Here is a 22,207-nt window from a genome sequence, read left to right as displayed (position 1 = left end):
AAGCCGCCCGCCTTTGACGGGTACCCAGGTGCCGCCGTAAATGCGGGGTCATCCCTTCGGAAGCGCTGGCCGGGTTTTCCACGAGAAAGGGGGCCGACCCTTTCGCGGGTCAAGGCCCCCTTCTGTTGCGCCGGGCGCTCGGCTCTATGCCCGCCCCGGCATCAGTAGTCCATGTCACCGCCGGGAGGGTAGGCCGGCTTCTTCTCCTTTTCCGGGATCTCGGAGATGAGCGCCTCGGTCGTGAGGACCATGCCGGCGATGCTCGCGGCGTTCTCCAGCGCGGTGCGCGTCACCTTGGCGGGGTCCACGATGCCGGCATTCACCATGTCCACGAACTCGCCGGTGAGGGCGTTGAGACCCCGCCCGGGCGTCTCGCCCTTGATGCGTTCGACGATGACCGAGCCCTCCAGGCCGGCGTTGGCAGCGATCTGCCGGGCCGGTTCGAGCAGCGCCCGCTTCACGATGTTGACGCCCACCAGCTCGTCGCCGCTGGCCTCGATCCTGTCAAGGGCCGGCAGAACCTGGATGTAGGTGACGCCGCCGCCCGGCACGATGCCCTCCTCGACGGCCGCCCGGGTGGCGTTGACGGCGTCCTCGATCCGGTGCTTCTTCTCCTTGAGCTCCGTCTCGGTCGCCGCGCCGACCTTGATGACGGCCACGCCGCCGGCCAGCTTGGCGAGCCGCTCCTGCAGCTTCTCCCGGTCGTAGTCGGAGTCGGTCTCCTCGATCTGCTTCTTGATCTGCTCGATGCGGCCCTGGATCTTGCGGCGATCGCCCTGGCCCTCGATGATCGTGGTCTTCTCCTTGCCCACGCGCACCCGGCGGGCGCGGCCGAGCTGGTCCAGGGTGACGTTCTCGAGCTTGATGCCCAGGTCCTCGGACAGGAAGGTACCGCCGGTCAGAATGGCGATGTCCTCCATCATCGCCTTGCGCCGGTCGCCGAAGCCCGGAGCCTTCACGGCGCAGCAGTTGAGGGTGCCCCGGATCTTGTTGACGACCAGCGTGGCGAGCGCCTCACCCTCGACGTCCTCGGCGATGATGAGCAGCGGCCGGCCGGCCTGCACGACCTTCTCCAGCACGGGCAGCAGGTCGTGAACGTTGGAGATCTTCTTCTCGTGCAGGAGGATGAACGGATCCTCCAGCTCCGCCTCCATGGCCTCCGGGTTGGTCACAAAGTACGGGGAGATGTACCCCTTGTCAAACTCCATACCCTCGACCACGTCAACGGTGGTCTGGGTGCCCTTCGACTCCTCGACGGTGATGACCCCGTCCTTGCCCACCTTGTCCATGGCCTCGGCCACGAGCTTGCCGATCTCGGGATCGTTGCCCGCGATGGCGGCAACGTGCGCGATGTCGTCCTTGTCCTTCACCGAGATGGAGATCCGCTTGATCTCCTCGACCGCCGCCCCGACGGCCCGGTCGATTCCCTTCTTGACCAGCATCGGGTTCGCGCCGGCGGCCACGTTCTTCATGCCCTCCAGGACGATGGCCTGGGCGAGCACCGTGGCAGTGGTGGTGCCGTCACCTGCGATGTCGTTGGTCTTGGACGCCACCTCGCGGCAGAGCTGGGCGCCCATGTTCTCGTAGGGGTCCTTGAGCTCGATCTCCTTGGCGACGGTCACGCCGTCCTTGGTGATGACGGGCGAACCGTACTTCTTCTCCAGAACGACGTTGCGGCCCTTAGGCCCGAGCGTGACCTTCACGGCGTTAGCCACCGTGCTCACGCCGCGCTCGAGCGCCCGGCGAGCCTCAGCGTCGAACGCAAGCTGCTTGGCAGCCATAGCTCTGTTCCCTCACCCTCCTGTATCCGTGACTCTGCCAGCAAAAGCGCCTCTTACGAGGCAGCAGGCTGGCCTGCGCGAGCAAAGCCGGACTACTTCTGAATGGCCAGGATGTCGCTCTCCCGCAGGATCAGGTACTCAACGCCGTCGAGCTTCACTTCGGTGCCGCCGTACTTGGCGTAGATCACCCGGTCCCCGACCTTCACCTCCAGCGGGACCCGCTGGCCGTTTTCGAGGAGCCGGCCGGTGCCGATGGCGATCACCTCACCGAGCTGGGGCTTCTCCTTCGCGGTATCCGGGAGAACGATACCCCCCTTGGTGCGCTCCTCTTGCTCGATGGGCTTGACCAGCACCCGATCCCCGAGCGGTCGAACCTCTGCCATGCTCTCCCCCCTCTGCCCGGCGGGATGTTATTAGCACTCGACGCCGGTGAGTGCTACCAGCCCACTACTATAGATCGGCTAGAGACCGTGTCAAGAGGCTGCAACAGCAGGATGCCCCCTCCAGCGATGGAATACTACAGACTGAAGCCATGCAGCTGATGATGGTGGTGGCGCTGGGTGGCAATGCCATCCTGAAGCCAAACCAGCGTGGCACCGCGGCCGAGCAACGGGAAAACCTCCGGCAGACGAGCCGCCAGTTGGTGCGCCTGGTTCAGCGCGGCCACCAGGTGGTGGTGACCCACGGCAACGGCCCCCAGGTCGGGAGCATCCTGCTGCAGCAGGAAGCAGGGCGGGCAGCAGGGGTCGCCCCCATGCCTCTGGACGTCTGCGGGGCCGAAAGTCAGGGGCTGTTGGGGTATCTCATCCAGCAGTCGCTTTATAACGAGCTGGTGAGGGCCAACATCGAGAAGAGCATCGTCACCGTCCTGACGCAGACGGTGGTCGATCCGTCGGATCCGGCGTTCAGCGACCCCACCAAGCCCATCGGGCCGTTTTATTCGGAGGAACAGGCGAGGCAGCTGGCTGCGGAGACCGGTTATACCTACAGGGAGGACGCCGGGCGCGGCTGGCGCCGGGTGGTGGCCTCGCCGCAACCCGTGTCCATCGTGGAGGCCCAGGCCATCCGGTTGCTGCTGCAACAGGGAGTGATCGTCATCGCCGCGGGCGGGGGCGGCATCCCGGTGAAGCGGGACGCCGACTACGTGCTGACCGGGGTGGAAGCCGTGATCGACAAGGATCTGGCTTCGTCCCGGCTCGCTGCCCAGATGCGTGCGGACCTGCTGGTGATCCTCACGGACGTGCCCCGGGTCTACCTGGGCTACCGGACGCCGCAGCAGAGGGAGCTTGTGACGGTCACGACGGCCGAGGCCAGGCGTTACCTGGAATCGGGTGAGTTTGCGCCGGGAAGCATGGCCCCTAAGGTGAAGGCGTGCGTCGAGTTCGTGGAGGCCACCGGGGGCCGGGCCGCTATCACGGCGCTGGAGCTTCTGGAAGAGGCGGTCGACGGCACGGCGGGCACCACCTTCGTGCCGTAGTCAAGCAATAAAGCAGGGGGGCGTAGTTCAGCCGTGCGGCCAAAGGTTAGTATCGTCGGGGCTGGGAATGTGGGCGCAACCACCGCTCACTGGCTGGCCTCGAAGGGGCTGGCCGACCTGGTGCTGGTGGACGTAATCGAAGGGCTACCCCAGGGAAAGGCGCTGGACCTGCAGGAGGCGGGCCCGGTCGCCGGGTTCGACGTGAAGATTGCGGGAACCAACAGTTACGAACAGACGCGGGGTTCCCAGGTGGTGGTGGTGACGGCCGGCATCGCCCGCAAGCCGGGCATGAGCCGGGAGGATCTGTTGAAGACCAACGCGGCCATCATCGAAGAGGTCTGCCGCAACGTGAAGCGATTCTCGCCGGACGCCTACGTCATCGTGGTCAGCAACCCGGTGGACGTGCTGACGTATGCGGCCTGGCGCTACCTCGGCTGGGAGACCAGCCGGGTCATGGGCATGGCGGGGGTGCTGGACTCGACCCGCTTTCGCACCTTCATCGCCATGGAACTCGGCATCTCCGTCCGGGACGTGAGCGGGTTCGTGCTGGGCGGGCACGGTGACCAGATGGTGCCGCTGGTGCGCTACTCCTATGCCGGCGGCATCCCGGTCGAAAAGCTCATCCCGAAGGATCGCCTGGACGCCATCGTGGAGCGCACCCGCAAGGGCGGCGGCGAGATCGTGAACCTCCTGAAGACCGGCAGCGCCTACTACGCGCCGGGCGCGTCCATCGCCGAGATGGTCGAGGCCATCCTGCTGGACCAGAAGCGCCTCATCCCGGTCATCGCCTACCTGGACGGGCAGTACGGCCACAAGGACATCTACGTAGGCGTGCCGGTCATCCTCGGGGGCCGGGGCGTCGAACGCGTCGTCGAGATCGAGCTTTTGCCCGAGGAGCAGGAGGCGTTCGCCCGGTCGGTGGAGGCGGTGCGGGGGCCGCTCAAGACCCTCACGCTGCCGTAAGGGAAGCCCTCGCGGGGCAGGCTCCTCCCCGCAGCACAACCCCCTCCCCGGTGCCCGCCAGAGACAGCCTTCATAGACTGCCAGGGCCGGGGAGGGGGTTGCTACGATGGCGCAAAGCGCCATGCGCTGGCCGCTTGACCCCACGAGCGGCCTGTGGGACAGCTGTCTTTGGTATGTGCGGGACGCCGGCTGGCCGCCGCGCGCCCGCGGGACCGACGGTCAGGCCGGGTCCGGGGTCACCATGGTCATCGACAAGGGCGTTCCGCCGGGGTACTTCCGCGACCTCCTGGAGGTGGCGGCGCCTCACGTTCAGTTCTGGAAGCTGGCGTTCGGCAGCACGCTTTTGTACCGGCCGGAACAGGTGGCGGCAAAGGTGCGGGAGGCCCGGAGTGCAGGCGTGGAGGTGTACCCGGGGGGCACCCTGCTCGAGATGGCCAGGGAGCTCGGGCAGCCCGATGCCGTCCTCGACGAACTGCGCCGGCTCGGATTTGCGTGGGTGGAAGTGTCGGACGGCACCTTCGAACTCTCGCCCGAGCGGCGCGCCAGCCTGATCCGCCTGGCGGTGGAGCGCGGCTTTTCGGTCATCAGCGAGGTGGGCAGCAAGGATCCGGCCCGGGCCTTCGTGCCGGAGCTGGCTGCTGCACAGGTGGAGGCCGACATCGCCTGCGGAGCGCGCTATGTGGTGATCGAGGCCAGGGACACGGGGCAGGGCGTGGGGGTGTTCAACGAGGAAGGCCGCCTGCGGCTTGACCGGTGGCAGACGTTCCTGGAGCGGCTGGTTCATCCGCAGCACGTGATCTGGGAGGCGCCGCGGCCCGAACAGCAGCGGGAGTTGCTGATGCTCATGGGACCCGACGTAGGGCTCGGCAACGTGCAGGTGCCGGACATCTTCACGCTGGCTGCCATGCGATGGGGGCTGCGAGCCGACACCCTGAAAGTGTGGGCGCAGGCGGCGAATGGGCGCCGAGCCCGCGTTGACGGGGTATTGCGCCACGGGTAACATGTAACCAGGTTAATTGATGAGGCTGCCGTGGGACGCCTGCAGCGGCAGCGGGGAGGGTCATGCCGTCTTATGGTCAGTCGCGAGCAGGTCATCGGGGCTCTGCGCTCGGTAATGGATCCGGAACTGCACCGCAGCATCCTCGATCTCAACATGGTGAAGGACATTCGCATCCGCGATGGCCTGGTCGAGGTCGACGTGGTGTTGACGATTCCCGGCTGCCCGCTGCGGTCCCGGATCGAGGAGGATGTGAAGGGCCGGGTGGCCCAGCTTCCCGGGGTGCGCGAGGTGCGCGTCCGCCTGGGCGAGATGACCGAGCAGGAGCGCCAGGCGCTGGTCAACCGCTTGAGCCCCCGCCGGCAGGCTCGCTCGCCCATCCTGGATCCCTCGTCCAACACCACCATCGTTGGCATCTCCAGCGGCAAAGGCGGAGTTGGCAAGTCGACCGTCACGGTCAACCTCGCGGTGGCGCTGCAGGCCTCAGGCAAGAAGGTGGGCGTGCTGGACGCCGACATCTACGGGTTCAGCGTGCCCAAGCTGCTCGGCATCAAGGGGCGCCCGGTGGTCATCGACGGGGCGCTGGCTCCGCAGGAGGCGTACGGGCTCCAGGTCATCTCGATGGGTTCGCTGGTTGACGAGGATACCGCCGTCGTATGGCGGGGCCCCATGCTGATGAAGGCGCTGGAGCAGTTCCTGAAGGACGTGCTGTGGGCCGACCTGGACTACCTTCTCATCGACATGCCGCCCGGAACCGGCGACATCCCCATCAGCATGTACCAGCTCATCCCGCAGAGCTACCTGCTGGTGGTGACCACGCCGCAGCCCGTGGCGTCGGTGGTGGCGCGGCGGGTGGGCCGCATGGCGGAGAAGACCAACCAGACCATCGTGGGCGTCATCGAAAACATGGCCTACTACGTGTGCCGGCACTGCGGCGAGCGGGAGGAGATCTTCGGCAGCGGAGGCGGGCAGCGGATCGCCGACATCCTCGGCGTGCCGCTTTTGGGGCGGCTGCCGCTGGATACGAGGCTGCGGGAGTCGGGGGACCAGGGCGAGCCGCTGGCTGCGTTCGAGGGCGATCCCATCGGCGCAGCTTTCCGCGAGGCGGCGCAGGCGCTCGAGCGCCGTATGGGCGAGGTCGTGCCGTCGGCGGCGCCGTACATCCAGTTGCCGCACTGAACCGCTCCCGGACGCGGGCGCGGCAGGTTCGCCCGGCGCGGATGCTCCCGGCGAGGCAAGTGGCGAAGGCTGGCGGGGTTCCGCCAGCCTTCATCATGTTGCGGCGCCGGCCTGGTGCGGCGAGGCAGCCGGCAGCACGGCTGCAGCGGGTTCAAACTCCACCTTCAGCACGCTGCCCCACCGGTCCAGCGTGGTCTTCATGCGCTGCTTGAAGTCGCCGAGGCTCATGATCTGCGAGATGCTCGCCATGTTGGTGAACATCTCGTAGAGTTCGCGAGCTTCGTGGTAGGCGGTCTCGGCTTCGGCGAGGCGGCGGCCAGCCTGTTCCAGGCAGGTGTGGAGGCGCTCGTTCTCCTCGAGGAGCCGGCGGCGTTCTTCTTCAAGGGTGGCAAGGCGCGCTTCCAACTGCGCCGCCGCGTTCAGGGCAGAGGCGACTCCCTCGGCCCAGTGCGCAAGGGAACCAAGGGTCGGTGCCGGCAGCGCCTGCACAGCCGCCTCCAGTTCGTCGAGCCTGCGGTGAAGCCGTGCGATGTATTCGGGCAGCCCCTCGAACGCCTCCACCAGGTCCCCCGTGATTTGAAGGGGACGGGCCGCAGTCACCGCCGGTGCCGGGGGCGCTTCAGGGGCGGCCTTCTGCGCCGAGCCGTTGGTGCGCTTCGCCGGGTCCTCGCGGCGAAGCACGTTGTAGTACAGCATGGCCACCGCCGCCGGGCTTCGGTCGGAGAGCGCCTGGGCAACCTCTCGAAAGGCTTCGGTGAGCGGCAGGCCGCGGCTCTGGCAGTCGGCGACGAGGCGCCGCACCTTCTCCTTTTCCGCGGCCGTCCAGGACCTTCCGCTGCTCTTGAGGCGCCGGGCGGCCGGCGTTCGGGCCGCGTGGTCTTGCGCGATGGCCATGGATGACCTCCTTCCAGGGCTCCAATGGTGTACCCTTCCAAGTATCCGTCGGCCACCGGGCCGCTATGCGTCGTGTCAGGCCCGCAGGCCTGGCTCGAGGAGCCCCCGCTCCAGCAACCGGTCAAGGGACTGGGGGCTGCTGCATGCCTCCGCCAGAGGGTCCCGCCGGCCCAAAGTCCAGCGGGAAGCGTTGGCGATCGTGAAGTCCATTGGGGAGACGGACAGCAGTTCGTCCCACGTCACGGGCACGGACACCGGGGCCCCGTGGAGCGGGCGGGGGGAGTAAGCGGCCACCACGGTCTTGCCGCGCAGGTTCTGGTAAGGGTCGACGTAGACCCGGCCCCGCCGGCGGCGCACGAGCCGCTCGGCAGTGACCAGTTCCGGGCGGAGCTCGGCGAGGACGCGGCCGATGGCGGCGGCCACCTGGCTCGTCACCGCGTAAGAGTAGCGGGGTTCGAGCGGGATGCAGACGTGCACCCCGGTCGCCCCAGACAGCTTGGGAACGGCGAGCAGTCCAAGCTGTTCCAGAGCCGGGCGAAGCCAGAGGGCGACGCGCCGGCTCTCCTCGAACCCTGAAGGCGGATCGGGATCGAGGTCGATAACCAAGAGGTTGGGACGTTCGGGGTCGGTGGCGGTGGACATCCACGGGTGGATTTCGATGGCGGCCAGGTTGCCGAGCCACGCCAGCACGGCGGGGTGGTCCGCGACGACGTAGTCGATGGCGCGTTCCTCGTGGCCGATTTGCACCGTCCTGACCCAGGCCGGGCGGGGATGGGGCGCGTCCTTCTGGTAGAAAGACGGGTGCTCGATGCCGTTCGGGTAGCGGGTGAGCACGAGCGGGCGGTCCGCCAGGTGGGGGAGCATCAGCGGGGCCACCTGAAGGTAGTAGTCGATGAGGTGAGCCTTGGTAATGCCATCCCGGGGCCAGAGAAGCCGGTCGAGGTTGGTCAGGCGGAGTTCTCGCCCGTCGATGCGAACGTTCATCGGGTCTCGCCCCCGGGCGGCGGCGCCTGGGCTGAGCCGGGTGCATGCGGCGCCGAAAGACCGCGGAACGACGCATGGCGCAGCCATCCGTGGGGCGTGCGCTCCAGGTACTGGATGCGCACCTTGACCCGGGGATCCACCCACCGGATGCTGTGCCACTCGGGGGGCAAGCTGCCGGGCGGCAGGATGATGCCCTGAGGCGGCGCTGGCTCCGCGCGCAGGAGGCCGAGGAGCCGCCGCTGGTCTTCGGCAGAAAGCCCGGATCCGACCAGGCCTGCGACCCTAAGGCGCGCCCCTGGCGGGCTGGCGGGCGTGCCGGCTTCAGCTCCGTCCCCGTCGGCCGCCAGGGCCACGGCCAGCGCCCGCAGGCCGCGAGCGCCTGCCGGGATGAACCCGACCACCCACGCCTCCTCTTGCTTGAAGGGCTTCACCTTGAGCCACCACGAACTGCGCCGGCCCTCCAGATAGGGGCTACCCCTCGCCTTTGCCATGACCCCCTCCAGCCCCAGGCGTACGGCCTGTTCGAAGAGCCTCCGCCCCTCCCCGGCCACGACGGGCGACAGGATAACGGCCTGCTGGCGCGGCCAATCCGCGGACCACGCCTCCAGGCGCCGCCGGCGCTCCTCGAGGCCTGCCCTGCGCAGGTCATCGCCGTCCAGGTAGATCAGGTCGAACACGACCAGGACGGCCGGCCTCTCGGTGGCTGCCCGCCTGGCTCGGGCCGGGGAGATGGTGCGGCCTCGTGCCATCACCGCCTCGAAGTCGGGGCGCCCCCGGGAATCGGGAACGATCAGCTCGCCGTCCACGACGGCTGCATGCCGCTGGCCCAAGGCCTCCAGGGCCGCGACCACCTCGGGAAACTGGTGCGGCCAGCGCCGCAGGTTACGGCTCTGCAGCCACGAGCCGCCCGCCCCGGCGTAACCGATGGCTCGCAGCCCGTCCCACTTGGGTTCGAAGAGGTGCTGCTCCGAGTCGAAAGGGCCCGGGGCGAGCTGAGCGAGCATCGGGCGGATCGGGCCGGGCATCGGCGCGCCACCCCCCTGGGGGCCGGAGCTCGCTTCACGTGCGGGCCCGCGTCCGCCGGCGCCTGGCTCCGTCTGCGGCTCCCTCCCGCTCGGTCCCATCGGCGTGCTTGCCGTTTACGTGCTTCAGGCTTGCCTTCAGCGCCTCGACCAGGTCCACCACCGCCGGCGGCTCCCGCGGCGGGGCCTCGACGATGGCCTGGCCGGCGGCCTTGCGCTCCAGGAGTTCGGCGAAGGCCCTGCGGCGTTCGCTGACGTACCGCTGCGGCTCAAAGGGCGAAGACAGGGCCTTCACCAGTTCCACCGCCATCTGCTGCTCCCGCTCCGTGGGTTCGGCGCCCTGGGGAAGCTCCACCACCTCTCGCGGCGGGCGTACTTCGTCGTGAAAGCGCATGGTCTGAAGCGCCAGCACCCCGTCCACGACGCGAAGGGCAGAGAGGCTCTCCCGGCGGCGCATGGCCATGCGTGCCACCGCCAGCCGCCCGGTCTCGACCATGGCCTCGGCCAGCAGGCGGTAAGCCCGAAGCCCGCCGTCGGCGGGTTCCAGGTAGTAGGGGCGGTCGAAGTAGATGGGGTCCGTATCGGCCAGCCGGACAAAGTCCAGAATCTGAATGGTGTGGGCCTCGGGCAGGGGGAGGCCCTGGAGTTCCTCTTCGGTCAGGGCCACGTAGCGCCCCGGGGCGACCGGGTAGCCCGTGACGATCTCGTCCGAGGACACCTCGACCTGGCAGACCGGGCACCATTTGCGGTACTCGATAGGGGAATGGCAGCGCTGGTGGAGTTGGCGCAGGTGAATCTCTTTATCCTCGGTGGCTGCATACACCTTAACCGGAATGCTCACCAGCCCGAAGCTCACGGTCGCTCGCCAAAGACTGCGAAAAGGGCCCAAAGAGCTTTCCTCCCTGCTCTCGTCCTTAGCTTCCCGGCCAGCGGGCACCTCAAGCCCGCCGAGCGCTGGGGCGGTCCCCATCCTATGCAAAGGGAGGAACCGGTACCCTGGCAGGCGAAAAGAAGGCATTGAAAGCGGTTTTTAGGAGGGAGGCGCGTATGCTGGACTCGGAGGAACTCCTGTTGACCCCCGAGGGAGCGCGCCGACTCCGCGAGGAGCTTCAGTTCCTGCGTACGGTGAAGCGGCAGGAGATCACCCAGCGCATCCGCGAGTCCCTCGATTTCGGGGACGCCTGGGAGAACCCCGAATACGAGGCCGCCAAGGCCGAGCAGGCCTTCGTGGAGGGCCGTATCGCGGAACTCGAGAAGATGCTGAAGTCTGCGAGGGTCATCGACGCCAACGGGGACAGGCGCCGGGAAGTGGAGCGGAGCGTGCGCATCGGCACCCTGGTTCGCCTGCGCGACCTGAGGTCGGGCGAACAGGAGGCGTACACCATCGTCGGTTCGGCGGAGGCGGACCCGGCGCAGAACCGCATCTCGCATCGCTCGCCGGTGGCGCAGGCGCTGCTGGGCCGGCGGGTTGGAGACGTGGTGACGGTCGAGGTTCCCGCAGGGACGCTGGAGTACCGCATCGAGGCCGTGGAGGAGTCGACGGGCGAGGCCCGCCCGGGCTCTGAGGTGGCGCCGGCATAGCGCCGCTGCGAGGCCATCCCCAGGCTGGCCTGCCTTGACACCCGGTAGGGCCTATGGGATAATCCGGTCGGGCCGGGCGTAGAGACGGGCGCCCGATACCGGGCGGATAGCTCAGCGGGAGAGCGCCTCCCTTACAAGGAGGAGGTCAACGGTTCAATCCCGTTTCCGCCCACCACCTGCTGACGAGTTCGGGCTTTGAGCTTCTGCGGGGCCGTGGTGTAGCGGTTTAACACGCCGGCCTGTCACGCCGGAAATCGCGGGTTCGAATCCCGTCGGTCCCGCCATTCTCGCGACTTCGCCGCCTCCACTCCTGCCGGGTGTGGCACTCCTGCCCGGTGCGGCGAGGTATCCCGCGGACCGACTGACGGTCAGTCAGCGCCCCCGGCAGCGCGCCTGTACGATGCGGTCGGTCAGCCGGCCTGGATTTCGGGATGGGCCAGGTCGGCTGGCAGGAGCTGGGCCTCCTCGGTGGCCATGGCAACTGCGTCGGTGGGCGTGATGATCCCGAGCGGCGCCTCGTCGGGACGCCCGTTTTCGGTGATGAGGATGGCGTCCAGGCGCAGCTGCCCGTGGCGGATGTGCTGCTCGAACATCTCCATCACTTCGGGCACCGTGGCCGTGCGTGGGACGAAGGCCACGCTGGCGCGGCGGGGCGCCTGGTCCAGCACCTGGTGAAGCGGCGTTTTGCGAAGCTCCTGGAAGCCGCGGTCGATGTGCGCCACCATCCAGCGCGCCATGAGGCCGTCCGTGAGCAGGCCCACGAAGATGCGGTCACGGTAAATGGGGAACTGGGAGTAGCCGGTCCGGTGCATCGCGTCCACGGCGTTGCCGAACGTCTGGCTGTCGGCGAGAACGGCCACCTGCCGTGCAAAGCGCGGCAGCACCCGTTGCGGGTTGGTGAGCTGCCGGTGGATGAACTGCAGCGCCGCGACCGCCTGCGGCGAGGGGCGGGCCAGGGGGATGGGCAGGGGCGCGTGCACCAGGAGGTTGCGGAGTTCGTTGAGGGCACGCAGCTCCGCCTCGAAGCGCCGAACCACGGCGTTTTCGTCGCGCGCACGGTTGAGGAGGCGGGAGAAGCCCTCGTCCCGGCCCCCGCACATCTTCCGCAGGACCTGTTCCACTGCGAAGAAGAGCTCGAGGAACTGCTGGGTCTGTTCGTCCATGGTCAGCGGCCCACCACCACAATCACCAGCCCACCGTGAGGAGCCAGCCCAGCCGCTCTCCGGCTTGCTCCAGGAGGAGTTCGGCCTGAGCCATGGCGTCAGAGAGGCTCATCGGCCTCGGCACGATGGGCAGGATGGCGTCGAGCCCGCAGGAGCGCAGGATGTCGCGGTCCACGCCTTCCCCGACGGCGCCCACGATGGCCACCGCCGGAACGCCCAGCCGCTGTGCCAGGCGCCCCACTCCGGCGGGCGTCTTGCCGTGCGGAGTCTGGCGGTCGAGGGCGCCTTCCCCGGTGACCACGAGGTCGGCACCCCGAAGGCGCTCTTCGAGGCGGTTGGCTGCGATGACCAGCTCGACGCCGGGCTGCAGGCGAGCGCCGCAGAAGGCGACGAGCCCCGCTCCCAGGCCGCCGGCAGCGCCGCCGCCCGGGAGTTGCGAGACGTCAACGCCGAGGTCCCGGCGGATGACCTCCGCCATGTGGTGGAGGTTGCCGTCGAGTTGCGCCACCATCTCCGGGGTCGCGCCCTTCTGGGGGCCGAAGACGGGGGCTGCCCCTCTGGGCCCGTAGAGGGGGTTGTCCACGTCGCAGGCGACGAGGAGTTCAGCGTTTTGCAGGCGGGGATCCCTGCCGGAGAGGTCGATGCGGGAGAGGCGCGACAGTTCCCCGCCGCCGGGGCCAAGCTCCCGGCCCTCCGCGTCCAGTAGCCGAACGCCCAGAGCCTGCGCCATGCCGGCGCCGCCGTCCACGGTGGCGCTGCCGCCGATCCCGATGATGATGCGCCGCGCCCCGAGGTCGAGGGCCTTGCGGATGAGCTGGCCCGTGCCATAGGTGGTGGCGACCATCGGGTTGCGGCGGTGGGGAGGCACCAGGGGGAGGCCCGATGCGGCGGCCATCTCGATGACCGCGGTGGTACCGTCGCCGAGCATGCCGAAGCGGGCGGTGACGGGTTCGCCAAGCGGGCCGACGACGGGGGTCTGCACGTAACGGCCGCCGGTGGCGTCGACGAGCGCCTCGACGGTGCCCTCGCCACCGTCGGCCATGGGGATTGTCTCGACCTCGACGCCGGGAAGAGACCGGAGAAGCCCCCGGGCGATGGCCTCGGCAGCCTGGCGGGCCGTGGTGCTGCCCTTGAAAGAGTCTGGTGCCACGACGATTCGCCGGATGCGCGGGTGTGTTGACGCGGACGTGAGGCGTCACCTCCAGCGGCGTGAGGTGCGAGCCGCCGACAGGATTCGCCCCAGACCGGAGGCGCCCCTCTTGCGCCATCCCGTCCGGGCGGGCAACGCGCTGGCGGCCTTACCGCACTCCTGGAGCTGGTCCTCCGGGCGCTGGGCTGAGTCGCCCTCCGGCCTGCTCGGTTGGCCCCTTGCCAGGGGGGAGCGTGGGCCGTAAAATAGGGGCGTCCGGCGGCTGCCGGACAATGTTGCACGGTGCCGAGGTAGCTCAGTTGGTAGAGCACGGGACTGAAAATCCCGGTGTCGCCGGTTCGATTCCGGCCCTCGGCACCACTTTTCATGCAGTTTTTCGGGGTCGGCGCTGGAGGCCGACTGGCAGGGCCAAGCCGCTGTGCCAATATTCTGTCAATAGTAAGGCACTTCCAGTCCTTGCCCGACGGTACCACGTACGGCGGTTGGCCTATCGCCGGCGCGAACGGCCAATGGCGAGGTGCGAGGCACTGAGAGCCCTCGGGAGTGGCCCCGCACCAAGCCAAGAGAGGCGTCAGTGTGCCTCGGTCGCACTGGGGCGAAGGTGCTTTGCCAGGCGGTGGATGGTCGCTGTCATGGCCTGCGGGCGGCTTCCCACGTAGAAGTCCTTGACCACCCCTTTACGTCGTCGCCCAGTAGCTCGGCTACGGCATCCAGGTCAGCCCCAGCATCCGGGTCGCGAATTCGGGCCGTACCGGCAGGGCCGGGAGACTCCGGCGGCGCGCTGCGCTCGTCTCCAGGTGCCGGTACGTCGGTTCAGTCTCCCTCGACGTAGCGCTGTCCGCGGTCCTTGGCGAAGACCTCGAGAACGGCAGAGCCTCCGCTGCCGCCGGGGCTGTAGCCCCAGAGGAGCACCTCGGCGAGGCCGTCGTCCGTGACGTCCTGCACCGTCATCTGGCTGAAAACGTAGTCCTCCCCGACGCCGTCCACGCGGGCGGCGGTGACAAAGCCCGCGTTCGTGGGCTTGAACACGGCCAGGGTCTTGGGGACCAGTCCGGGGAAGAAGCTCGATAGGACCCCCTCCTTTTCAGGGTCGGTCCACAGCACCGCCACCTCGCCGTGCCCGTCGGCGTCCAGGTCGGCCTCGGCAACCGCCTTGACCCGTATCGACGGCGGCACGAGGTGGGCCCAGGGGGCGTCCGCGGTCTCCAGCGCCAGCCGATTGTCTCGATCGGCCAGCTCCCAGAGGTCGGGAAGGCCCGGCGCGAAGTCGACAGCAAACGCTTCGCCGACGTAGACGAAGCTCGCTGAGCCTTCATCCCATTCCCACCGGGCGATCCGCACGGGCTCCCCGTTCCACGAGGGGTGCCGGTCCTGGAACCAGGCCGGGTCCGCACTCACCTCGTCCAGCACATCCGAGTACAGATAGATCGCCCGGCCCCGCACCTCGAAACGCCCGAGGTAGCTGCTGAACGACGCGATGTGGCGCAGAAGGAGACAGGCGGCTGGCAGCCGGGGCCCGCCCGCCGCCGGGAGTTGCGCGTATTCGCACCCGTCCCAGCGATAGGTGAACTCCTCGCCCGTCTGCTTGTCCGTCAACACGATGGCGGATTCGCCTTGCGGGCCGTTCTCGAAGCGGTACGCGTACTCCGTGACAATGGCGCCGTCCTCGCGGCGGCGTTCATCCCTCACGACTTGTTTGAAAACTTGTCGGAAGCCGCCGTCTGGCAGGTACGTGAAGACGTACAGGTAACTGAGCGAGCTCGGGTAGCGGGTGCCGCTTTCGCCCGCGTCGTAGACCAGTACCACCTGCGGGTACGGTGTGGACAGCAGCGTCCTCGCCTCCAGCGCCCGCACTCCCGACCCGGGGCCCAACTGATCCAGGGCCTGCCGGAAGCGCAGCTCGCCGTCGTGCAGGATGGCCAGCGTGTCGAACCATGTACCGTCGCCGAAGACGACCACCAGGTCAGACCCCGGATCGGGGCTGAGCCGGGCGCGCAGGTAGCGTTCGTGCAATACGAAGGGTCGCGGCACCGTGATGCCCTGACGGACGAGGGCAGCTTGCACCAACTCGGCCGAGGGCTTTCCGGCAGCGGCGAACCACGCTCGCCCCGCCGCGAGCCCGGCCCCGCCCACTAGCAGCGCGGCCGCTACCCCGTACGGCCATCTCGATCCGGGTCGGCCTGCCTTTCGCAACACGGCCTTCCTCCTTTCACGCCCTGGCCGCCGCAGAAGCCGGTGGCGTCGTGTCAACCCCGCGTTTACATACACGCTGTCGGCCTCCCTGCAGGCCCTCGTGAAGACGAAGCGCCGGCCCCGCCCGGTCCCCACTGACGCGCTCGAGTCTCCCGCTAAGGTTGGGGCGTGGAATACCTGCCTGCACAGGTTCGCCTTCAAAGCACATTGTGATGACTGCCCGGATGTTGTCCATCCATGGAGGGTCAGTATGTGGCACACGTACGGGACGCCCACGGGGCTGATGACCGGACCTCTACCACCCCGATGCCGCCTATGTGAGCTGGCGCAGCGGGCGCAATGCGCTGACCACCTTCGAGCTGTATACGCGTTCGGCGCCCTTCGGCGGTGCCTACCTGCTCGTGGCAGGCCTCGACCTGGCGCTCGAGTTCGTCCTGCGCTTCCGGTACACGGATGACGACATCGCCTACCTGCGGCAGATCCGGGATTACGACGAGCGGTTTCTGGAGGAACTGCGTCACTTCCGCTTCGCCGGCGAGATCCTGGCCATGCGTGAAGGGTCGGTGCGTGCCCTAACGAACCGCTGCTGCGCGTGACCGCTCCTTTCCGAGAAGCCCTGCCGCTCGAGTCCGGGCTGCTCCACGCCATCAGCGCGTCGACCCTTATCGCGACCAAGGAGGCCCGAATCGTGCGCGCGGCGCGGGGCCGGCCGGTGGCCGAATTTGCCTTCCGGCGGGTGCAGGAGCCGATCATCGCCGCTTTGACGGCGAGCAGGAGGCATTCCAGGCGGTGGCGGAGAGCTTCAACGTTGCGGTCCGGGGTAACTGGCCGCATGATCGAACCGAAGCCGGCACGCCACGCTGCCACAACGGGTGGGCTGAGAGAGATGCCCTGGCCGCGGTTCGGGTCCGTGCAGGCCACACTGGCGCATCTGGTCGCAGTTCAGATGCTTTTGGCTGGCACGCTGGAAGGGGACGTCTCGGACAGCGATGGCACAGCCATCAGACTTCCCCACGCCGCAGGCGCTGGAAGAGTGCTGGAACGCTGTGGAGTCCGGTCTAGCTCGGCCGCCGTACCCCCCTGCCAAACCGGGCTCTCTTTGGGTCGGCGGGAGGCGCCCTTCACCTGGCTCTACGCCTGGCAGCAAGCGCGTAAACGCTCAGCAGCACCCCTGCGTAGTTCACGGCCGGTCCGTAGGCGTGCCAGAGCGTACCGCCGGTCGCACCAAAGAGGGGCACGCCCGAGCGGGCGCCCGCAAGGAACGCCGCGGCGTGATTGGTGCCCAACCCCGTGCCGAGCACGACGAGGGAGGTGGCCACCACTCGCGAAACTTCGTCACGGCCAGACCGAAGCGCTAGGAGAACGGCGGTCACCATGGCCACGTTCCAGAAGGCGATCTCCCGCTGCCATCCGGCCGCGACGCCCCAGGTGGTGCCGTGGCTGCTCGCCTCGGGGATGAACGCCTGGCTGACGAACGCGGCGGCCATGCCGAGCGCCGCAAGCACAGATACCACCGCAATGCCTTGTTCAGGGGCTGTGCGCCTCCCGCCCCGCTGTCCGACGAAGTACGCGGCGCGCTGCCCCCCGGAGTATATAACCCGGGCCATTTCGTCTCTCCAGCACATCGGCGGTTCAAGTACAACCCGCCCGGGGCCGGCTTTGTGCAGGCCACGCTCCTTGCCGGTGGGCCCGGTAAGGGCGGTGCAATCCAGTGGCCAAGGCGGTTGTGGCTCAGGTCGTGTTGGCTCTCTACTTTGAGGTGGTCGAGTGGGTCTCGCTGTTTCCCTGGAACGACCTTTCGGGCGGGAACCCGCAAGGTCTCATGCGGCTCGAGAGACCTACGCCCGGCTTTTCGGGCGAACCCACCGGTTCCTTCCTGCCATCTCCGACCACCCGGTTCGGATTCCAACCATGTGGTGCTCCACGTGCTGCTGGGCTGGGTGCTGGTCGAGTTGTTCGTCTCCATCCGGCGCCTTCCGGCCGCTGGGGTGCCTGGCGCCCCGAGGCACGGGGTGGCGGGTCGCGGCGCAGCCGGCCCACCGCACCATGGACCGCCTCGGCCGTGATATTAGCCCGAGAAGGCGTCGTGGGGGAGGTGGGGGACTGCATCGCCATGGTCATGGCCTACCTTGCCCGCCGCGGACGCCGGCCTGACGGCCGGCCGCTGGCCGGGAAGCGAGGGTCGCACGACCGGCCGGGACCGAGCCTGCTCAGCTCCACGCTGCTTCGGCCATAACGCAGGGACGAGGCTGGCTGCCTCAGGACGAAGGCCCGGGGTGTGGTATGATGGCGCCGGAAGGTTGAGCGAATGCGGCATGGCCTTTACGGTTCAGGACTTTCACGACCTCGTCCGGCTGCTGGGGGAACATCCGGAGTGGCGGGACGAGCTTCGGCGGCTGGTGCTCGCCGAGGATATGCTCCACCTGCCCCGGCTGGTTCGGGAGCTGGGTGAGCAGACGCGCCTTTTGGCCGAGGCGCAGCGAAGAACGGAGGAGCGGCTGCGGGAGCTGGCGGAAGCCCAGCAGCGTACCGAAGATCGCTTGGAGGCGTTGACCGCGAGGCTAGATGCGTTGACGGCGCGGGTCGATGCGCTGGCCGAAGCGCAGCGGCAGACGGAGCAGCGGCTGGCCGAACTGGCTGAATCGACCGATCAGGGCTTCCGGGTAATCCGGGCAGAGCTCGACGACCTCAAGGAGCGCTTCGACCGTGACGTGGGCCGACTGAAAGGCAGCGATCTTGAGCGCACGTACCGCGAGCGGGCTCCTTCGTACTTCGGGCGAGTGCTGCAGGGTCTTCGGGTGCTGAGCGTGGAGCAACTCGACCGTCTGGTGGAGCCAGCCTTGCTGGACGGGCGGCTGACGTGGGAGGAGCGCGACGACCTGCTGGACGCCGACATGGTCGCACGAGGGCGCTTGCGCGCCACCGGCCAGGACGCCTACCTGGTGGTCGAAGTCTCCTGGGGCGTGGGGGCTGGCGATGTCGAACGAGCGCATCGTCGGGCGGGCATCCTGCGCAAGGTGACCGGGTTCGCGTTAGCGGCGGTGGCAGGCCTATCCATCAGCCCCGAAGCCGGGGAATTGGCCGAGAGGTTGGGCGTGGTCAGGGTGAGCGACGGGACGCTCGAAGGCTGGACTGCGAACAGCTGAGCCTTATGCGGAGCGGGCCCGAAAGCTATAGGTGGCCACGGCGACCACGTGCTACTCCCCGAAGCGCCGGTACACCGAGGCAGCCGCCCCATCGCTACGGCGCCAGTCGAAGTCGATGCCAACTCTCTGCCTTCTGGACGGCTTCAGGCTCAGGAAGCGCTCGAGCATGAGCCCCGGCCCCTATCCATCTCAGCGTGGCCCAGGCAGGAGGCCACCACCGAGTTGGCAGCCGAACCCTGCCCTGGCGGCTCGAAGGATGGGGGGAGCGACCTGCGGGCTCGCGATGCGCGGTTGCCCCGTCTGGCAGGAGGACATACCCCTTAGACCGTATCCCCCTTGCGGCGCAGTCAAAGATGTGTCAAAAAACGAAGCGGGATCTGTCTGAACACACGGAGACTGGGACGTACTTCCAGGTGCCCGAATCCGTGGTGTGACGGAACTCGGCGGAACGCAGGGGAACACAGGCAAACATTCGCTCTGGCCTGAAAATCCCGGTGTCGCCGGTTCGATTCCGGCCCTCGGCACCACTTTTTATGCGGGTTTGCCGGATCGGAACTGGAAGCGACCTGGAAAAACGCAGGGTTTGTGCCAATACTTTGCCAATAGTCAGGAAGCTCCAACCCGCAGCATGTAGAGTGCAAGCAGGGGGCCGTACCGTTCTCGGCGGGGGATGGGGGCGTCAAGGGGCGTCGCCAAGCGGATTTGCCATAGATGTATTCGCACCAATCACCGTCCGCCGGGTGAAGTCCCGGCGGATGGTGACAAGAGAGCGGAGTGGGGCGGCGGTCATTTCGCCTCGGCCGAGTTGGGGCGCAGGTGCCTGGCCAGGCGGTGAACCGCCGCTCTCATTGCTTCGGGATGGCTTCCCACGTAGAAGTCCTTGACCACTTCGACGTCGCCACCAAGTAGCTCGGCTACGGCATCCAGGTCAGCCCCGGCATCCAGCAGCCGGGTCGCGAAAGTGTGCCGAAGCTTGTGAAACGAAAGATAGTGTACCCCAGCGGCTTTGAGTAGGGCCGCGAAGTCCCGGGTCACGTTGTGCCGGCTCATCGGCCACCCGGTCCCGGTGGCGAAGACGAGGTTGAAGCGGTCGAAGTAACCACCGCCAGCTCGCATGCGCTTTTCGGCTCACCGTTTGCGCCAGGCTTTCAAAGCCGTCACAGGCTCCGGAGCCAGGGCGAGGACCTGCGCTCCGTACTGGCCGAAGTGCATCGGTTGGCGCAGCGCTGGCTCGGGGATGCCTCTGCGACCGAGCCTGCCACGACCCCCGGGATCGGTCCGCCATCCGTGCGTGTGGCGGGCCGGTTGGTCGATCCGCGAGGCCGGGCTCGGCGGGAAAGGAGAGGCGCCCCGCGGTGAGTGGGGAGAGGCACCGGCCCGGATAAGCCGGGGTGCCGTCGATGCGGCAAGTGCCCCCGAGGAGGTGGTGAACCGGAGAAAGCTAGGCCGGATGGTCGGAAGACTCTCAGTGGATGCCCGGCGAACCGCGCCGGGTGGCTATATGGAACCCCATATGGAAGATCGGGTATCGAGTCCAAGCGAGGAGGGTGCGGTGGGAATTGTGTTCCTCCTCGGCCGGATCATCTACGGTGGCTTTTTCATCCTGAACGCGTTCAACCACTTCCGCAACGTCTCGTCCATGGCCGGCTACGCGCGATCCAAAGGCATAGCAGCACCCGAGGCCGCCGTGATCGGTACAGGGCTCATGCTGTTAGCCGGCGGGCTGAGTGTGCTTCTGGGTTACTTGCCCACGGTGGGCCTCGGCCTCATTGTGGTCTTCCTTCTGGTGGTGGCCTTCTGGATGCACAGCTACTGGGCTGTGCCGGACCCCATGGCCTGCATGGGCGAGCAGACCAACTTCTTCAAGAATCCGGCGCTCGCGGGTGCGGCGCTGATGATGACCCTTCTACCGCAGCCTTGGCCGCTAAGCCTGGGGGGCTGACCGGGGCCTTGCGGTCATCCCACCCGACGCGCCCGGGTACCCACGTCCCGTTGACAAGCACCCGGATGGGATCGCCGGCATGCAGCGCCACGTCGCCACAAGCCAGCCGCCTACCCTCGCCGTTTGTCGGCAGGCCGGTGGCTTCTGATCCGTCCGGCTCCTCAAACGCCTGCTTAGGGCCTGTTTTGGGGGTTGTCCAGAACCGGCTGGCACATCCTCGGGTACGCAGGACAAGGATCGGCTGCTCAGGCACGGCGTGCTGAGCCTAGGCGTTCGCGGTTACAAACGCCTCCGCCTGCACGCGGACGGCAGCATCCAGCCCGACCCCGGGATGCCGTTCCAGGTAGGACTTAACCATTCGCCAGCCCAGGTAATATCCCGTGCGTGGTGGCAAGTCGCCGCCGCCCGCCGAGAAATAGCGCGCGTACCCCTCCTCGCCGAGTGGCGAGTCGAGCCGGGGCGCGACCTCCGCCCAGAGGTCCACCTCGTGGCGGCGGCACCAGGCCAGCACCTCGGCGCTGAACCCGAGGACCCGCTCCGGCTCCGCCTCGGGGCAACAGGCCTCTGCCACGGCCGTCGCCAACCCCTCATCGGCCAAGAACTCGCGCAGCGGCAGGGCCGCCAGCGCCCGGCGGTAGTCGAAGCCCTCCCGGGCGATGAAGTCGCGCACGGCGCACGCGCCCTCCGTATACCGCACCACGTGCGCGCATTCGTGCGCAACCCAGAGCGGTAGGTCGTCCCAGGGAAGGTATGCGCCGAAGAACTCGCCGCCCCATGCCTCGAGGGAGATCGCCACCACGGGACGCCCGCCGACCACGAGCTGGCAGGCGTTGCTATAGCCGAGCCCGACCAGCAACACGACCTCCGGCTCCTGGCGCGGGTGTAACAGCCGTATAGCCGCACGCAAGCCCGCCAGGGCCAGCCCGGTCGGATCGAGATCCCGCAGGCGTGCCACGAGTGCCCGCGCCTCGTCCACCCGCGCGGACCAACGGTGGCGGTAGTCCTCTACGACGTCGCCACCCGGCCCGAAGCTGGCGTCGTAGGCCTCCAGCAGGGGCCGGTGCGTCTGCACATAGTCGTTGAGGGCGCGCGCGGAACCTGGGTCGGCGATCCAGGCGCGTAACAGGTCGGCATGGATGGCCCGTACGCCCATGCACTACTCCTCCTCGTGGATTATAGTCCAGCCAGGGCTTGGGACAGCCAAGTTTGGTTAGGGCCGGAGGCGTCACCGATAAGGGCCAGCAGGCGGCCGTCCCGGCCTCACAAGGAGCCAGGTAGGCTTCCCTGCGGGCAGCCCTTCCTCGCGGCTCCTGGGGCTATCGATACGGTTCAGCGACTCAGTAGTGGCCGAGGCGAGCCAGCCGCCGAACTACCGCCAGGCAACTCCGAAAGGCGGCCCAGCCGAAGGCGAAGCAGGCGAGTGAAACCAGTACCGCCCCCAGGACTTCAGGCCACGGCATGGTCAGCAGGCGCTCGCCCCGCACCGTGACGAGCTTCAGCAGGCGGTGGGGCCACGCGAAGGGGACGAGCCGTACCAGCGGTGAAAGCTCCCACGGCACCAGCAAGAGGCCAACGAACGCAAACTGCAGGATTTGAAACGACGCTTCCACACCTTTGAAGTCTGGTTCTGCTTCGTTGAGACTGGTCGGCGCTGGCACTGGGGCAAAGGGCCTTTCGAGAGCTCTTGGCTGAATTCCCCCCGGAACGGCTTCGAGGACGGGCCTGTGGGCGCGAG

At 68.0% G+C, this 22,207-nt stretch carries 21 protein-coding genes, 3 tRNA genes and 1 pseudogene; 11 read left to right on the top strand and 14 right to left on the bottom strand.

Annotated elements, in window-relative coordinates; translation table 11 throughout:
• Nucleotides 1-161: 161 nt before the first annotated feature.
• Nucleotides 162-1,781, bottom strand: coding sequence for a chaperonin GroEL (gene groL / locus AB1609_01755; protein ID MEW6045195.1), 1,620 nt, complete (start codon nucleotides 1,779-1,781; stop codon nucleotides 162-164).
• A 92-nt stretch (nucleotides 1,782-1,873) separates the two neighbouring features.
• The gene (groES, locus tag AB1609_01750) at nucleotides 1,874-2,164 is read right to left on the bottom strand and encodes a co-chaperone GroES (GenBank protein ID MEW6045194.1); all 291 of its coding nucleotides are present in this window, start codon (nucleotides 2,162-2,164) and stop codon (nucleotides 1,874-1,876) included.
• Nucleotides 2,165-2,313: 149 nt separating this feature from the next.
• Between groES and arcC the strand changes: the two genes are divergently transcribed.
• The 4 genes from arcC to AB1609_01730 all read left to right on the top strand — a co-directional run bounded on the left by arcC (nucleotide 2,314) and on the right by AB1609_01730 (nucleotide 6,397).
• Entirely contained in the window at nucleotides 2,314-3,258 is a 945-nt protein-coding gene (gene arcC, locus AB1609_01745) for a carbamate kinase (GenBank protein MEW6045193.1), read from the top strand.
• A gap of 33 nt (nucleotides 3,259-3,291) precedes the next feature.
• Complete coding sequence (mdh, locus tag AB1609_01740) at nucleotides 3,292-4,221, top strand: malate dehydrogenase (GenBank protein ID MEW6045192.1); 930 nt, start codon at nucleotides 3,292-3,294, stop codon at nucleotides 4,219-4,221.
• 106 nt (nucleotides 4,222-4,327) lie between these two features.
• Entirely contained in the window at nucleotides 4,328-5,221 is an 894-nt protein-coding gene (locus AB1609_01735) for a phosphosulfolactate synthase (GenBank protein MEW6045191.1), read from the top strand.
• Nucleotides 5,222-5,293: 72 nt separating this feature from the next.
• Nucleotides 5,294-6,397: an Mrp/NBP35 family ATP-binding protein gene (locus tag AB1609_01730; GenBank protein ID MEW6045190.1), complete on the top strand. Its 1,104-nt coding sequence runs from the start codon at nucleotides 5,294-5,296 to the stop codon at nucleotides 6,395-6,397.
• 93 nt (nucleotides 6,398-6,490) lie between these two features.
• Here the strand turns inward: AB1609_01730 and AB1609_01725 are convergent, their stop codons facing one another.
• The 4 genes from AB1609_01725 to AB1609_01710 form a co-directional block, all read right to left on the bottom strand.
• Nucleotides 6,491-7,291 (bottom strand): hypothetical protein, encoded by an 801-nt coding sequence (locus AB1609_01725; protein ID MEW6045189.1) that lies wholly within the window; start codon nucleotides 7,289-7,291, stop codon nucleotides 6,491-6,493.
• A 75-nt stretch (nucleotides 7,292-7,366) separates the two neighbouring features.
• Nucleotides 7,367-8,275, bottom strand: a complete 909-nt coding sequence (gene ligD, locus AB1609_01720; GenBank protein MEW6045188.1) for a non-homologous end-joining DNA ligase — start codon at nucleotides 8,273-8,275, stop codon at nucleotides 7,367-7,369.
• Nucleotides 8,272-9,300 (bottom strand): hypothetical protein, encoded by a 1,029-nt coding sequence (locus tag AB1609_01715; GenBank protein MEW6045187.1) that lies wholly within the window; start codon nucleotides 9,298-9,300, stop codon nucleotides 8,272-8,274. Before AB1609_01715 ends, ligD begins: the two co-directional genes overlap by 4 nt.
• A 34-nt stretch (nucleotides 9,301-9,334) precedes the next feature.
• Nucleotides 9,335-10,267 (bottom strand): Ku protein, encoded by a 933-nt coding sequence (locus AB1609_01710; GenBank protein MEW6045186.1) that lies wholly within the window; start codon nucleotides 10,265-10,267, stop codon nucleotides 9,335-9,337.
• A gap of 80 nt (nucleotides 10,268-10,347) precedes the next feature.
• On the opposite strand from AB1609_01710, the gene greA reads away from it, so the two are divergent.
• The 3 genes from greA to AB1609_01695 all read left to right on the top strand — a co-directional run bounded on the left by greA (nucleotide 10,348) and on the right by AB1609_01695 (nucleotide 11,162).
• A complete protein-coding gene (gene greA / locus AB1609_01705) occupies nucleotides 10,348-10,878 on the top strand; it encodes a transcription elongation factor GreA (protein ID MEW6045185.1) in 531 nt (176 codons plus the stop codon).
• A gap of 100 nt (nucleotides 10,879-10,978) precedes the next feature.
• A tRNA-Val gene (locus AB1609_01700) sits at nucleotides 10,979-11,053 on the top strand.
• Between the two features lie 32 nt (nucleotides 11,054-11,085).
• A tRNA-Asp gene (locus AB1609_01695) sits at nucleotides 11,086-11,162 on the top strand.
• A 126-nt stretch (nucleotides 11,163-11,288) separates the two neighbouring features.
• Here the strand turns inward: AB1609_01695 and AB1609_01690 are convergent.
• On the bottom strand, nucleotides 11,289-12,041 hold the full coding sequence (locus tag AB1609_01690; GenBank protein MEW6045184.1) for a CBS domain-containing protein: 753 nt from the start codon (nucleotides 12,039-12,041) through the stop codon (nucleotides 11,289-11,291).
• A 22-nt stretch (nucleotides 12,042-12,063) separates the two neighbouring features.
• On the bottom strand, nucleotides 12,064-13,191 hold the full coding sequence (locus AB1609_01685) for a glycerate kinase (protein ID MEW6045183.1): 1,128 nt from the start codon (nucleotides 13,189-13,191) through the stop codon (nucleotides 12,064-12,066).
• Nucleotides 13,192-13,475: 284 nt separating this feature from the next.
• Here AB1609_01685 and AB1609_01680 point away from each other — a divergent pair.
• Nucleotides 13,476-13,551: transfer RNA gene (locus AB1609_01680), tRNA-Phe, on the top strand.
• Between the two features lie 453 nt (nucleotides 13,552-14,004).
• Here the strand turns inward: AB1609_01680 and AB1609_01675 are convergent.
• Nucleotides 14,005-15,384, bottom strand: a complete 1,380-nt coding sequence (locus tag AB1609_01675; GenBank protein MEW6045182.1) for a hypothetical protein — start codon at nucleotides 15,382-15,384, stop codon at nucleotides 14,005-14,007.
• A 302-nt stretch (nucleotides 15,385-15,686) separates the two neighbouring features.
• Between AB1609_01675 and AB1609_01670 the strand changes: the two are divergent.
• A pseudogene (locus tag AB1609_01670) lies at nucleotides 15,687-15,980 on the top strand (nicotinate phosphoribosyltransferase).
• Nucleotides 15,981-16,505: 525 nt separating this feature from the next.
• Here AB1609_01670 and AB1609_01665 read toward each other — a convergent pair.
• Nucleotides 16,506-16,898, bottom strand: coding sequence for a hypothetical protein (locus AB1609_01665; protein ID MEW6045181.1), 393 nt, complete (start codon nucleotides 16,896-16,898; stop codon nucleotides 16,506-16,508).
• A gap of 786 nt (nucleotides 16,899-17,684) precedes the next feature.
• Between AB1609_01665 and AB1609_01660 the strand changes: the two genes are divergently transcribed.
• Entirely contained in the window at nucleotides 17,685-18,530 is an 846-nt protein-coding gene (locus tag AB1609_01660) for a hypothetical protein (GenBank protein MEW6045180.1), read from the top strand.
• Between the two features lie 786 nt (nucleotides 18,531-19,316).
• Here the strand turns inward: AB1609_01660 and AB1609_01655 are convergent.
• Nucleotides 19,317-19,646 (bottom strand): tyrosine-type recombinase/integrase, encoded by a 330-nt coding sequence (locus AB1609_01655; protein ID MEW6045179.1) that lies wholly within the window; start codon nucleotides 19,644-19,646, stop codon nucleotides 19,317-19,319.
• A gap of 436 nt (nucleotides 19,647-20,082) precedes the next feature.
• Between AB1609_01655 and AB1609_01650 the strand changes: the two genes are divergently transcribed.
• Nucleotides 20,083-20,472 carry a DoxX family protein gene (locus AB1609_01650; protein ID MEW6045178.1) on the top strand — a complete coding sequence of 130 codons (390 nt, stop codon included), beginning with the start codon at nucleotides 20,083-20,085 and terminating at the stop codon, nucleotides 20,470-20,472.
• Here the strand turns inward: AB1609_01650 and AB1609_01645 are convergent.
• The 3 genes from AB1609_01645 to AB1609_01635 form a co-directional block, all read right to left on the bottom strand.
• Nucleotides 20,393-20,725 (bottom strand): DUF5348 domain-containing protein, encoded by a 333-nt coding sequence (locus AB1609_01645; GenBank protein ID MEW6045177.1) that lies wholly within the window; start codon nucleotides 20,723-20,725, stop codon nucleotides 20,393-20,395. The genes AB1609_01650 and AB1609_01645 overlap by 80 nt on opposite strands.
• Before the next feature lie 12 nt (nucleotides 20,726-20,737).
• Nucleotides 20,738-21,625, bottom strand: a complete 888-nt coding sequence (locus tag AB1609_01640) for a DUF2268 domain-containing putative Zn-dependent protease (protein ID MEW6045176.1) — start codon at nucleotides 21,623-21,625, stop codon at nucleotides 20,738-20,740.
• Nucleotides 21,626-21,809: 184 nt separating this feature from the next.
• On the bottom strand, nucleotides 21,810-22,207 hold a 398-nt coding region (locus tag AB1609_01635; protein MEW6045175.1), incomplete at its 5' end, for a hypothetical protein.

This window comes from Bacillota bacterium (assembly GCA_040754675.1).
In the GTDB taxonomy this organism is placed as follows: Bacteria; Bacillota; Limnochordia; order Limnochordales; family Geochordaceae; genus Geochorda.
Note: the sequence above shows the minus strand (reverse complement) of the source record. Positions and strands in the feature narration are given on the sequence as shown.